This is a genomic window from Mesorhizobium sp. WSM4887, from assembly GCF_029625865.1.
In the GTDB taxonomy this organism is placed as follows: Bacteria; Pseudomonadota; Alphaproteobacteria; order Rhizobiales; family Rhizobiaceae; genus Mesorhizobium.
This window is the reverse complement of record NZ_JARTVP010000006.1, coordinates 204,752-217,476: the sequence shown is the minus strand read 5'-3', so window position 1 is coordinate 217,476 and position 12,725 is coordinate 204,752. Positions and strand designations below refer to the sequence as shown.

Annotated in this window: 13 protein-coding genes; 8 read left to right on the top strand and 5 right to left on the bottom strand. The window is 56.8% G+C overall.

Going from position 1 to position 12,725, the window contains the following annotated elements; genetic code table 11:
• Positions 1-57 precede the first annotated feature (57 nt).
• The 6 genes from P9230_RS22350 to P9230_RS22325 all read left to right on the top strand — a co-directional run bounded on the left by P9230_RS22350 (position 58) and on the right by P9230_RS22325 (position 6,708).
• Positions 58-855, top strand: a complete 798-nt coding sequence (locus P9230_RS22350) for an ABC transporter ATP-binding protein (RefSeq protein ID WP_278055756.1) — start codon at positions 58-60, stop codon at positions 853-855.
• Complete coding sequence (locus P9230_RS22345; RefSeq protein WP_278055754.1) at positions 852-1,556, top strand: ABC transporter ATP-binding protein; 705 nt, start codon at positions 852-854, stop codon at positions 1,554-1,556. The genes P9230_RS22350 and P9230_RS22345 overlap by 4 nt, the downstream gene beginning before the upstream one ends.
• Positions 1,557-1,558: 2 nt before the next feature.
• Positions 1,559-2,563: a branched-chain amino acid ABC transporter permease gene (locus P9230_RS22340; protein WP_278055753.1), complete on the top strand. Its 1,005-nt coding sequence runs from the start codon at positions 1,559-1,561 to the stop codon at positions 2,561-2,563.
• Positions 2,560-3,885 carry a branched-chain amino acid ABC transporter permease gene (locus tag P9230_RS22335; protein WP_278055751.1) on the top strand — a complete coding sequence of 442 codons (1,326 nt, stop codon included), beginning with the start codon at positions 2,560-2,562 and terminating at the stop codon, positions 3,883-3,885. Before P9230_RS22340 ends, P9230_RS22335 begins: the two co-directional genes overlap by 4 nt.
• Before the next feature lie 82 nt (positions 3,886-3,967).
• On the top strand, positions 3,968-5,626 hold the full coding sequence (locus tag P9230_RS22330) for an amidohydrolase (RefSeq protein WP_278055750.1): 1,659 nt from the start codon (positions 3,968-3,970) through the stop codon (positions 5,624-5,626).
• 20 nt (positions 5,627-5,646) lie between these two features.
• Complete coding sequence (locus P9230_RS22325; RefSeq protein WP_278055748.1) at positions 5,647-6,708, top strand: GTP-binding protein; 1,062 nt, start codon at positions 5,647-5,649, stop codon at positions 6,706-6,708.
• 100 nt (positions 6,709-6,808) lie between these two features.
• Here the strand turns inward: P9230_RS22325 and P9230_RS22320 are convergent, their stop codons facing one another.
• The 3 genes from P9230_RS22320 to P9230_RS22310 all read right to left on the bottom strand — a co-directional run bounded on the left by P9230_RS22320 (position 6,809) and on the right by P9230_RS22310 (position 8,776).
• Positions 6,809-7,177, bottom strand: coding sequence for a cupin domain-containing protein (locus P9230_RS22320; protein ID WP_278055747.1), 369 nt, complete (start codon positions 7,175-7,177; stop codon positions 6,809-6,811).
• Between the two features lie 482 nt (positions 7,178-7,659).
• Entirely contained in the window at positions 7,660-8,118 is a 459-nt protein-coding gene (locus P9230_RS22315) for a hypothetical protein (RefSeq protein WP_278055745.1), read from the bottom strand.
• 55 nt (positions 8,119-8,173) lie between these two features.
• The gene (locus P9230_RS22310) at positions 8,174-8,776 is read right to left on the bottom strand and encodes a hypothetical protein (RefSeq protein ID WP_278055743.1); all 603 of its coding nucleotides are present in this window, start codon (positions 8,774-8,776) and stop codon (positions 8,174-8,176) included.
• A gap of 96 nt (positions 8,777-8,872) precedes the next feature.
• Here P9230_RS22310 and P9230_RS22305 point away from each other — a divergent pair, with 96 nt between their 5' ends.
• Together P9230_RS22305 and P9230_RS22300 are read left to right on the top strand one after the other, a co-directional pair.
• On the top strand, positions 8,873-9,400 hold the full coding sequence (locus P9230_RS22305; RefSeq protein ID WP_278055741.1) for a helix-turn-helix transcriptional regulator: 528 nt from the start codon (positions 8,873-8,875) through the stop codon (positions 9,398-9,400).
• Positions 9,401-9,585: 185 nt separating this feature from the next.
• Complete coding sequence (locus P9230_RS22300) at positions 9,586-9,750, top strand: hypothetical protein (RefSeq protein ID WP_278055740.1); 165 nt, start codon at positions 9,586-9,588, stop codon at positions 9,748-9,750.
• Between the two features lie 46 nt (positions 9,751-9,796).
• Here the strand turns inward: P9230_RS22300 and P9230_RS22295 are convergent, their stop codons facing one another.
• Together P9230_RS22295 and P9230_RS22290 are read right to left on the bottom strand one after the other, a co-directional pair.
• Entirely contained in the window at positions 9,797-10,822 is a 1,026-nt protein-coding gene (locus tag P9230_RS22295) for an alpha/beta hydrolase family protein (protein ID WP_278055739.1), read from the bottom strand.
• The gene (locus tag P9230_RS22290) at positions 10,812-12,425 is read right to left on the bottom strand and encodes a hypothetical protein (RefSeq protein WP_278055856.1); all 1,614 of its coding nucleotides are present in this window, start codon (positions 12,423-12,425) and stop codon (positions 10,812-10,814) included. Before P9230_RS22290 ends, P9230_RS22295 begins: the two co-directional genes overlap by 11 nt.
• Positions 12,426-12,725 lie beyond the last annotated feature (300 nt).

Genomic DNA, 12,725 nt, shown 5'->3' with positions numbered 1-12,725 from the left:
TAACCGGGCAGTCGCCAGTGTAGAACTGGCGGCTGCCTTTTTACGTGGGAGGTCGTGTTGATCCAAGTAGAAGACCTGCATGTCCATTTCGGGGGACTCCGCGCGGTCGATGGTGTCAGCCTTACGATCGAGAAAGGATCGATTACTGGCTTGATTGGGCCGAATGGTGCCGGCAAGACAACTCTTTTCAATGCGATAGCCGGCCATCATCGACCAGTGTCGGGTCGGGTTATGCTGGACGGAAACGAAATTACCGGCCTGCCTCCGCACCAGTTGTTTGCGAGGGGCTTGCTGCGGACGTTCCAGATTGCCCATGAATTCGCCACCCTCAGCGTCAGGGACAATTTGATGATGGTGCCTGGAGGGCAGCCCGGTGAATCGCTCGTCGATGTCTGGTGTCGACCATCGAAAGTTGCGGCCCGTGAACAAGAGGTTCGTGCCAGGGCCGACGACGTAATTGCTTTTCTACAGCTTTCGCACGTGGCGGACGAACGTGCGGGCAACCTGTCCGGCGGACAAAAGAAACTGCTCGAGATCGGGAGGACGATGATGACTGACGCCAAGATCGTCTTCCTGGACGAAGTGGGTGCGGGCGTGAACCGCACTTTGCTGAACACCGTAGGCGACGCGATTCTCCGGCTAAACCGTGAGCGGGCCTACACCTTCTGCATGATCGAGCACGACATGGATTTCATCGCGCGTCTCTGCGACCCGGTGATCGTGATGGCTGAAGGGAAAGTGCTAGCCCAGGGTTCCGCTGCGACCGTAAAGGCGAATGAACAGGTGATTGAGGCCTATCTCGGACGAGGTCTCAGGCAGCGCCCGGCGCGTGAACCGAGGAGTTCGGCCCAGTGAGCATGCTGATAGGCGAGACCATGACCGGAGGTTATGGCGGTGCAGATATCCTTCATGGATGCACCATATCGGTCGACAGGGGCGAAATCGCGGTCATCGTCGGCCCAAACGGCGCCGGGAAGTCTACGGCGATGAAGGCCATCTTCGGAATGCTCGCGCTTCGCGAAGGCCGCGTGTTGCTCGCTGGGCGCGACATCACCGCCCTTTCACCACAGGAACGTGTACGGGCCGGCATGGGCTTTGTGCCACAGACACACAACGTGTTTGTGACGATGAGCGTCGAGGAGAACCTCGAAATGGGCGCATACATCCGCGAGGACGATTTCTCCGAGACTCTCGATCAGGTCTTCGCGCTGTTCCCCATTCTCAAGGAGAAGCGGCGGCAGCCAGCCGGTGAACTGTCGGGCGGGCAGCGACAACAGGTTGCCGTGGGTCGCGCGCTAATGACGAGACCCGCTCTTCTAATGCTCGATGAACCGACCGCCGGCGTTTCGCCGATCGTCATGGATGAACTGTTCGACCGCATTCTCGACGTCGCCGCCACTGGGATCGCGATCCTCATGGTGGAACAGAACGCGCGGCAGGCACTGCAAATAGCCGACTGCGGCTACGTTCTGGTGCAGGGGCGCAACGCCCATACCGGTACTGGAAATGAACTGCTAGCCGATCCGCAGGTTCGTGCGTCATTTCTGGGAGGCTGAGTGTGATCGACATCTTCAATGCGATGGCACTGTTCACCAATTTCGTCATCTTACCTGCAATTGCCTATGGTTCGCAGGTCGCGCTAGGCGCGCTCGGCGTTACTTTGATTTTCGGTATTCTTCGCTTCGCAAATTTCGCTCATGGCGACCTCATGGCGTTTGGCACCGCAGTCACCATTCTTCTTACGTGGTGGCTGCAGTCGCTTGGCATCGGATTCGGAGTTTTGCCGACTGCGCTGCTCGCATTACCCGTCGGGATTGCCGCTGCGGCGGGACTTGCATTGGCAACGGACCGGATTGTTTATCGCTTCTATCGGAACAAGCGCGTTGCCCCCGTCATAATGACCATGGCCTCGGTCGGCGTGACCTTCATCTATGGCGGTCTCGTCCGTATCCTCATTGGATCGGACGACCAGCGCTTTGCCGATGGGGAACGGTTTCTAATCAGCGCCGCTGGCTTCCGCGAACTGACAGGTCTTGCTGAAGGTGTGGCCGTCAAAGTTACGGTACTAGTCACCGTCGTGGCCACCGTGCTCGCCATGGGATGGCTATTCTGGTTTCTCGCTCGCACTCGCACCGGCAAGGCGATGCGCGCTTTCTCCGATAACGAGGATCTGGCGTTGCTCTCAGGCATCAATCCCGAAAGGGTCGTCCTGGTTTGCTGGTTGCTCGCGGCAGGTCTGGCGACCCTGGCCGGCACACTGTATGGCCTCGATAAAAGCTTTAAGCCGTTTAACTATGTTCAGTTACTACTGCCGTTCTTCGCAGCCGCTATGGTCGGGGGTATCGGTAATCCGCTGGGCGCAGTTGTCGGCGGTTATCTGGTCGCGTTCTCCGAGGTTGCAATAACCTATCCGTACAAGCGGGTGCTCGAATATTTGGGGTTCCGACCCGAAGGGTTGGTGCAACTCATATCGGTCGACTACAAATATGCCGTCTCCTTCGTCATCCTCGTCCTTGTTCTCTTGCTCCGTCCGACAGGAATCTTCAAAGGGAGGGTACTGTGAAACGTTTCCGCCCAGCTTTCCTCTACGCCATCATGACGGCCGCGCTTTTGGCCATTGGCTTCCTGCAAGGTTGGAACGTGAGTGTCACTATCCTCAACCTGTGCCTCGTTTCAGCCATTATGGCTCTCGGCGTTAACATTCAGTGGGGCTATGCCGGGCTCTTCAACGTCGGGGGAATGGGCTTCGCCGCACTAGGCGGCTTCGCAGCCGTCCTCTCGCTGCCGCCCGTGGTGGGAGCATGGCACGTCGGCGCGGGTGGATTGGCGCTGTCTCTGGTATGTGTGGTCGCAACGATCCTCGCAACCCTCGGCGCAAGGAGGTGGCTGCCGGCCCAGTGGCGGCTTCCCGCCATCCTTCTCATTATTGCCGGGGGAATTGTTCTCGCCAGCTCGTTTTTCTTGCCGGCCACGGACGCGATTGAGAATTTCGATGCCGCGCGCAACGGCTACCTTGGCGGCATTGGTCTGCCCATCGTGGTTTCGTGGTTTGTCGGTGGAGCTTTTGCCGCTGCCACAGCTTGGCTGACTGGCAAAGTAGCGCTCGGCTTGCGTTCTGACTATCTGGCGATCGCCACACTGGGAATTTCCGAAATCATTCTGGCGGTGATGAAGAACGAGAGCTGGCTCACCCGCGGCGTAAAGAATGTCAGCGGCATTCCACGCCCTTTCGCGGACGAGATGTCGCTGCGTCAGATGGAATGGTTTATACGACTTGCGGATAAAATTGGTGCGGACCCATCAGATCTTGCTGGAATTGCCGTAAAACTCGGATATACTTTATTATTTCTCTTGGTTCTCGGCGTGCTATTGTGGCTGAGTGAGCGCGCGCTCCACTCTCCATGGGGACGAATGATGCGCGCCATCCGCGACAACTACATTTCAGCTGCTGCGATGGGAAAGGATGTCACCAGGCGGCATCTCCAAGTCTTCGTGTTGGGTTCAGCTGTCATTGGTATGGCCGGCGCGATGTTGGTGTCGCTTGATGGCGTGTATGCGCCTGCCGCATACAATCCGCTCCGCTTCACGTTTTTAATTTGGGTCATGGTCATCGTTGGCGGTTCGGGGAACAACTGGGGCGCGGTGCTCGGAGCGTTCCTGATCTGGTTCGTTTGGGTGGAGGCTGAGCCCGCTGGTGCTTGGCTCATGCGCCTTATCAGTTCGCCGCTGCCGGAAGGTAGTCTGATTCATCAGCGCCTCATGGAAAGCGCTCCGCACATGCGCTTCCTTCTCATGGGGCTGATCATGCTCCTCGTGCTGCGCTTCGGTCCGCGCGGCTTGATACCGGAAACCGCGGGAGGTCGAGCCGATTTGCCTCGGGCGTAGCCGGGCTGAGGTCCGGCTTGAGAAATTGGTCTGAAACAGCAGCTTAATGCGGCCCTGAATGGTCGTCCGGGAGGATTCCAAAATGTCAGAAATCCGCGTCTATCAGGCCAAGAAGATCATCACCATGGATCCCGGCCGCCCGGAGGCGAGCGCGGTGGCCGTACGCGACGGTCGGATCGTCTCCGTCGGCACGATGGAGACGATCAAGCCCTGGCTGGAGCGCTATCCCCACGTCGTCGACGACACGTTCGCTGACAAGATCATCATGCCCGGACTGATCGATCCCCACACGCACCTTCACTGGTCGGCCTGCGTCGTGAACCTCAACTATATCGGTCCGATCGATTCCCCGACGTGGCTTGAGCCGGCGGTCAAAGGGCGCGAAGCGGTGTTCGAGCGCCTGCGCGAGATCGATCGTTCGATGGAGGATCCCAATCAGACGCTGTTTGCATGGGGTTTCGATCCCGCGTTCCATGGCGGTCAAATCGACAGGGATATCCTGGACGGAATCTCGAAAACGAGACCGATTTGGGTTCTCTCCTATGCTATCCACTACCTCTACGTAAACAGCGCCATGCTTGACCAGCTTGGCGCCACCGACGAGATGCAGATGCACGGCCTCGGACGCTTTGAGGACGGGCGCCTCAATGGCCAGTTCATCGAGTTTGAGGCGACCCGGTTCGCGATGGAGCCGTTTCGGCGCGAGATGCTTAATCCGCAGCGCGCTCGGGAGGGAATGCGCAAGCTCGCCGCCACCGCCAAGCGCGCCGGTATCACGCTCACGGCAGACATGGGGACCGGTGTCACCAATTTCGACGATGAATTGCGCGATCACAGGCAGGTCGTGCTCGACGACGATTTTCCGCTGCGAATGGTTCTCACCCCCAGCGAGTTCGGCCTGCGCGCCATTCACGGCGAAGCAACACCTGACTTCATCGCCGGCCTCGCCCCGGCCCACTTCCACGAGAAGCTCAGGTTTCACGGCGTGAAGTTCTGGACCGACGGCTCTTATCAGGCAATGTCGCTTAGGCTCAAATTTCCCGGCTATTTGGACGGCGGCAACGGCTTGCGGGGCCAGGACGCCTGGGAGGAGTTGGCAGACCGGATGATGCCCTACTGGGAACGCGGTATCCAACTCCACGTGCACGCTAATGGCGATGAAGCGGTGGACGCCACGCTTGACGCACTTGCCGAGTTGCAGCGTCGGCTTCCCCGTTTCGACCATCGTTTCACGATCGAACACTACCTTATCAGCACTACACAGCAGGCGCGTCGTCTCAAGGCACTAGGCGGCGCTGCGAGCGTTCTGATCTATTACCTGCACACGCGCAGCCAACTTCAGTCCGCGCAAGGGCTGGGCCCTGATCGCGCGGAAGCCACTGCGCGCGTGGGCACGCTCGAGCGCGAAGGCGTGCCCTTCGCGTTCCATTCCGATCATGCCTTTGCCGTTGCGCCGCTGCATCCGTTGACGGCCGCTTGGATCGCCATGACCCGCATTGTTCAGGACGGAAAGACGGTATTTGCGCCGCACGAGCGTATCGAGCGAGATGCGGCCTTGCGGGCGATCACCATTGACGCCGCGTATATTCTACGGATGGAAAACGAGGTGGGCAGTATCGAGGTCGGTAAACTGGCGGATTTCGCCATTCTGGAGGAAGATCCGCTCGAAGTAGAGGTCGATCGTATCCGCCACATCCCTATCTGGGGGACAGTGCTCGGCGGCTTAAAGCAGCCAGCCTGACTAGGTATGGAAGGGCCCCGATGAGCAAAATGAGAGACGAAGGCAACCTTGCGGAGCTCGAAAGCAGACGCCGCGACCAACTGGCGGACACCTGGCAGATGTTGCTCGGCATCGGACATGCCTCAGTGTCGGCGGCAAAGTTACCACCGGCGCGTAAGGCATCGATCGGGTTTACGCTCGTCACCGGCTTTCTTGGCGCCGGAAAAACGACGCTTTTGAATTCTCTCCTCTCACAGGATCATGGCATTCGGCTGGCAGTCATCGTCAATGATTTCGGCTCGGTAAATATCGATGCCGAGCTTGTCAGCCGCGAGGACGTCAACAGCATCGATCTTGCCAATGGCTGTGTGTGCTGCACGCTCGCCAACGGGCTTGTTGCCACCTTGGGAGAACTCGCGATGCGCGACGAGCCTCCCACGCAAATAATACTGGAGGCGAGTGGCATCGCTGAGCCACATGGTGTTCTTCAGGTCGCGCTCACCAATTCGGCATTGCGGCTCAATGGCGTGGTTTGCGTAGTGGACGCCGATGCTGCCACGCGGACGGTTGCTGATGCTGCAGCGGGGCCCGTGGCCGAAGGGCAGATCCGCGCTGCTGATCTCGTTGTTCTAAACAAAATCGACATTGCAGGCGCGGAGGACCTGGCGGCGATCTCACACCTGCTGTCGACCGTCGCACCGGCGGCGAGGCTCCTGCCAGCGGTCCGTTGTGCAATCCCCGCCGAGGTTATTTTAGGCATTTCTACCAAATCCCGCTTCGCCGCTGTCGAAGCGAGCTTACCGGCCTCCGATACTTTCGAGAGCCATGTGCTGACGGCCGATAGACTGCTTGACCGCAAAAGGATCTGCGCGTTGGCGGCAGCTTTTCCCGTCGGTGTGCTGCGCGTCAAAGGCTTTATCCGCCTGGACCCCCAACCGGGTCGATGGTTCCTGCTGCAAGTCGTAGGTCCGAGGTGGTCGCTCGATCTTTGCGAGCGCGCTTCAGACGCCCCGAATTGCTCAAGTCTTGTCGTGATCGGTAAAAAAGGGGAGGTCGACGTCGACGCGTTGCATGCCGCATTTCTGAGCTGTCAGAAGGAGTAAGTTGGGGAAGCTTCACTTGTTAGATGGCGCGAGCAGCCGATAAGCCCATCAAAAGCATGCGCCGCACCCTGCCAGCGCGCCGGCGCTTTCCCGGCGTGCGCTAGACGGCAACGCCGTTGGGGGCTGTATAGGTGTCGATGATACCAAGATTGCCCGTGTTTAGCACGTTGGCCGGCTCAAAGATCACGAATTCCGTCTCGACATCCGCGCAACTGCGATGCTCGATCCCACGGGGGATGACGACGCATTCGCCGGGGCCCATCTCCACAACGCGGTCGCGGAACTCCACGCGCAGGCGGCCGCTCCACACCATGAAGAACTCATCGTCGTTCTCGTGGAAGTGCCAGGGAAACTCGCCCTTGATCTTCACCACCTTAACTTCCTGGCCATTAAGCGTCGCGATGACTTTTGGGCGCCAGTTCTCCTCGAACTGCGAGAACGCCTCAGATACATTGATTTTCCCGGTCATAGTCATTCGTTCCAGTCGGTCGAAATAGCCTCCCGCTGGTTGCGCAGGAGCGGCTAGGCATATGGTTTTACGCGCCGGCCCCGATGCGGGTCCAACCGAGGTAGCCAGAGGGCTGCAGGGTATAATTCGTCAGACAATCTGTCAATCAAACAAAAGCTGATGGATGCGGGCGATGCTACTTATTCTTCTTCCAGGCATTGCGCAATTTCGAAGTTCCATAAGCTATATTACGCGACTTTCACCAATAAACGTTAATCTACCAAAGTAGGTATTGGTCGACGCGAAGTCCTATTGAGACAACCCAAAAGAAATGATTAGCTTTTTCCAGTCCCGTTTCGTTATTGTCTTGGGCTGACATATAGAGAATACTTAAGCTGCCTCATCGTATGACGAATCTGAATGGGACGACTCGCCGTTTTCTGAAACACCGAGGTTGGCGCCTCAGACCAGACTGTGTCGGCCTTCGCTCGCCCGCCCGGCACTCACTTGTGCGGCATGCAATAGACTCCCTCAGATTCCATTAGTACAGCGCCACCCTTCAGCTCGCTCATTGCGCCGACCCACGCTTCCGAATAAGTGCGGCTGGCATCCACGGCCGTCAGCCAGAGAACGCGATTGTCGGCCAGTTCGACCTTGACTTCCTGCTGCAAAGGGCTTGCCTGCACTGTTTGCTGATAGTGGCGTTTGATCCTGACATTGCTGGCCGGGAACTCAGCTTCGTTGCTCCCGTAGTTCAGCACAAATCCAGTGTGGTCCCCAGCCACTGAGCAACTGCCATCACGCTCACACACGATTTTGGCAGCGGTCTTGCAGTCCCATTTCAGTGAAGCGGGCCACATAGGATTGTCCACACTTGATCGCGGCTTGTCGCTCTGACCAGCCGCCGCCAACACTGCGCCTGTGTTCATAATCACAGCAGACAGGAGAAGCGCCTTGAACACTACAAACCTCCCTAATTGCGACCCAATAGTACCTCGTCCTGCGTGATCGCCTGGCTCAAGGCATGTTGAGATTGAACCAACTTTTCTGGCGCACGCCGTTCGCGTCATCATACTCGAGGAACCAGGGCTTTCCGCGCATCGGCCGAGGGATGGTGTAGTAGGTCGGACCATTACCAAGGGAATGCCCTCCATCGTTCCCCGCGGTCTGGATTGTTGCCGCAACCACCTTACCGTCGATTTCGATTTGGACCTGACGTGATCCGTCTCCATGATGCCCGCCGAGGGCGTTGTTTTTGAAAACGACGGGCAAAGAGAGCCGATCGGCCGCGATGCGGCAGATGTTTCGTTCTTGACCTAAGCTCGGCCGATCGGATTCGGAGCTGCCAACTGCTTGCCAGCCAGACGGACAATCCTCATACTTCTCAAATCTCGCCGCGCTGGAGTTGGCTTGCGGACAGGTCGGCCAATTAAAACCCGGGGCTTCCATCGCCGCAATCAACTTGTAAATTGGCGGGTGGCACGAGGGGGTGCCTTGCCAATCGCCGGAAAGACATAGAAGGACCTGACAGCCCCATTCCGACGCTTTTGATTGAGATGGAAGAGCTGCGGCGCTCGCGATGGCGACGGCACCCCCCAGTATCAATTTGAGTATGGTCATAGCCTTTTCCTCGCTGCAGATTTGATAGTTTACTATGGATGATCCGCGCGAAAAAGGACAGATCGAAAAGGCAGGTTTGTGCGACTACATCGATTTATGAAACGAGACGACGAAGGCCTGGTCAATAACCCGTTGCGCGCCAACATTGCTCTGACGCTTGAGAGGGAGAGAGCCAAACGTGGCCTATCCCATATGCATATGGCCGAGCTGTTTCGGACCGCCGACGGTGAGAAACTCGCCTACCGAACGTACATTCAGACTGTGCGTCAGAAAAATAATGTCACATTGACGACGCTGCAGATCATGGCAAACGGCTTGCAAATGTCTTTTGCAGGACTCCTCGCCGGCGGTAAGAAAGTTCCGGAATGGGCGCATCGGTTGGACGACAATGCGATCCGCAAGCGGCTGGCGCATATCATCGATTTTGAGCGACAACGACGTACTTTGCACCGCTATGAGATGGCCGAACTCATCGGCGTGGCGGAGGCGACATTCACGAAACTGGAACGCGCGAGCGGCAACATCAGCGTGGACACGATTGCCGCGATTGCCAAGGCGTTAAAACTTGATCCAGCGACCTTCCTCTTTTCCGAAACGATCCCGCCTGGCAGAGCCGACACCTAGCCGCCCCACGACTGTTCCTAAGGGCCCTATAATTCGGCCCAGCGGGCATCGCTCCTCTGCCCCTGGCGGTCGGGCCCGCGACCGACTAGCGCCCCCGCCGCGGCTGTGCGGCCGCTGGCGTCATCGTCGTTAGCGGCGGGGATGATAACGGGACTTTGACATGGGCGACTGTGCCGGCGCGAGGAATGCTTGCTGATGAAAAGAAACCCTATGAGAACAAGCCGTCAAACCTGCCGGCGCGTTTAGAGAAGAAGGGTGTCGTGGTGACAATTGCCGGGGTCATGCCTGCGCCTTTGTCGGGGTCGGTTCCGGTAGGTGGCGACCCCACATTCATCACTTTTGTGTCGTGATGCCCGCCAGAGAACTTGCTGGTGAACTGACCGGCCAAAGCCAAACTCATGCTCGCCGGGCCGACTTGTCAGCGCGCGACAGAAACCGCTTCAAGCTCAGACCGGCCAACACAATGTAAGGTGGGATAGCAAGCGAATAATGACCACAATTCATTTTCAAAATAGTTGGCCTAGCACCGACGTCCTTCAGCCTCTGCATGAAGCTTTCCGATAGCTCTGGCAACACCACTTTGTCTCTCTTGGCCAACACAACGTGAAGATCGAGATCAGGTCGTGCCAGACTATGCGCGTAGTTCTCCAAGTTAAGTGGACCCCAGGCCCTTCTGAGATCGGTCAGCTCAATCTCAGGCTCAAGGCTATCGCGTATCGATCGTGTCGCACGGCCCGTCCAAACCATATCCGCTAGACTCCCCGCCGTCAGAAACAAAGAGGCTTTTGAAACAGCCAAGTCGTGTGTTGCGACTATGGCCGCAACCCAGGAACCCAAGCTCATTCCGAGAACCGAAATCTCGCGATAGCCTTCGTTCTTCAACCAACGTATGAGTTTTCGACCGTCCAATACTGCCTGCCTTACGGATTGGATCGTTCGACCAAGATTGGCACTAAGCATATAATCGGCGTGCAGGGATCCGGGACGGCTGCGCTCGAAATGATAGGGCATGGCGATCTCGACAACCGTGATGCCACGCTTCGAGAAAAAACTGGCGATCTGGCGATTCCGGGAGCTTGCATTCCAATGGTGAAAAATCACCATCGCCTGATCGAACGATCCGCTTTCTGTGATTTTCGCCGAGACGACATTGTTCTGTTTGATATCAGTAGAAATGTCCGATGGAAATTTGAGCCACCAATCTAGCCTTTCAAACCCCTGATCACTCACATTCGGGCCATCGAAAAAGGCTGGATCAGCCACGGCCTGGTCCGCAAGGGCACAGAATTCCTCGATACTTGTTATCTTCTCCGCACCTGGAAAGGCGAGTTCGGCGTCAAGGGCGAAATCCGATGGTTTCTTCCCTTCTTCACCGCGTCGTGCCCGCCGCTCATCCCAACGATCAAGCCAACTATGATACACTCTGATTGTTTCCTAACTTACTCGCTTGCCCTCGCCCCAACCCTGGATCAAACAGGCCGTATACTGCGAACAGCATTCCAACGCCCAGAAGGATCGAAAAGCCAGAAAATGCATCGATCAGCAAGTAACTAGCCACGAGTAACGCTACGATCGCTGACATCCTCCACAAAGACATAGAAAACCGACGTTCGACACCTAAACGGATAGAGCCGAACACAAATACCACACAGGTCGAAATAGCGATAAGAAGGCTACTGTAATGGGTCGGCCTACGGTAGATGATCCCGGCGCTCACATCATTGTGCCCATAAAAGGCGTTAGACATATCGCCGACCAACCAAGACACAATATTCTCTCCACGCGATGTCAGGTAAGCACTCTGGAGCTTCATGGCTATGGCGATCAGAAACCCCAAAACAGTACAACGAAAAATCGCACGCATAACCCTTAGGTTGGTTTCATGGAGCTCGTGTTGATAGTCAACCTCGGGTCGATTATTCGCTGCTTCTCCAGTCTTCCAAAGATCATGGATCACGGTATAAAGCAAAATGAGACCTACGAAGAACAGATAAAAACAGAGGCACATATACAGGTAAGCGAGTCCCGTGAACACGACCGCTTCCGGCACCGATATAACCTCAGGGCGCACAATCGCTAACGAGCCCCAATCCGTCGCATAGTTGCCACCCCCTTTGAGCAACGGGATCAAAGACACGCCGATCCACTGAAAAAGACCGGCGAACACCACGCAAATCAAAAAAACCGCCCAATATGAATATGAAGAAGCTTGTACGGTGCGCGCCCAGGCATCGTCGCTTTCCATCTTGTCGCCCTGCGCCACAAGCTTTGGGCGACCTTCATCTTTCCAAAAGGTCACCAGCTCGGTCACGAAGGCAAAAAACAGTGGTAAAAATACCATGAAGACAAATGTCCAATTCGCTGTCCAAAGAAACCCGACCTGCTTGACGATGCCATCCGCCCGGCCATACGTCACGCTGTGAATCCCCGTAAGATACGACAAAAACCCAAGCGCGGTGACACCCGCAAACACCGACGCCGGTAAATTCAGGGGAGATCCGCGACTAAAAAACGCCTCCGATTTCCTCGCCAAACTAAAGCGCCGGCTCGGCGCCTTGGGGTCAGTATCCAGTATCAGCTCTACCGGGGAGTCTGTCTCGTTATCGATGGTCGCAGTCACTGCCGTATCTGGGATCTCCTGAGCAACGCTGCTTCCGGCTCTCTTCCATTCTCGTCTCTTGGCCGATAACCGCGATTGCGCCTCACTAAGCTCCATCTGCCATTCGCTAGTTGCGACCGGATCATCGCATCCAAAAACCCGCGCCAGCCAACGAATGTTGGCAGCGCTAATTCCCTTCTCGTTCTCTTGAAACCAAAGCTGCACCGTTCGCAGATCGACCCCAACCCGGTTGGAATCAATCAGTGAAATCGCCTCTGCAAGGAGTTCGGGCGTCCATGGGCCAGCAGGAAACCCGTCTTTGTCCAACGGTCGACCCGCACCGGCCGCCGCCAGTCGTTTGAATAATTCTTTGAAATCACTCCCGTCTCTCGGCGGAGGGAGAAATAACTTTCCGTTCTTAAACAACAACTTATAGGCTCTAATTTCGTTCCGTTTCGCTAGGCTTCGTACCCTATCGTGCCTTCGTCCTCAATCAACGTTTTTATCAACTCGATTTTGGCCGGCACGGCAGAGATAGAATGACGGGTGACCCGCTGGAGAGGCTGGAAACGTTTGTTTCGTGGGATGTTTTGCAAACCGCCGGCCAACCGAAACGTTTGTCTGGTGGCAGGGTAGTGTGACCTCATTAGCGAACAGGGGAAGCCAGAGAAGCGGAGGGATGATCTCGCCTGCCCAGGGTACCGAATTGTCATGCGCATGGAGCCG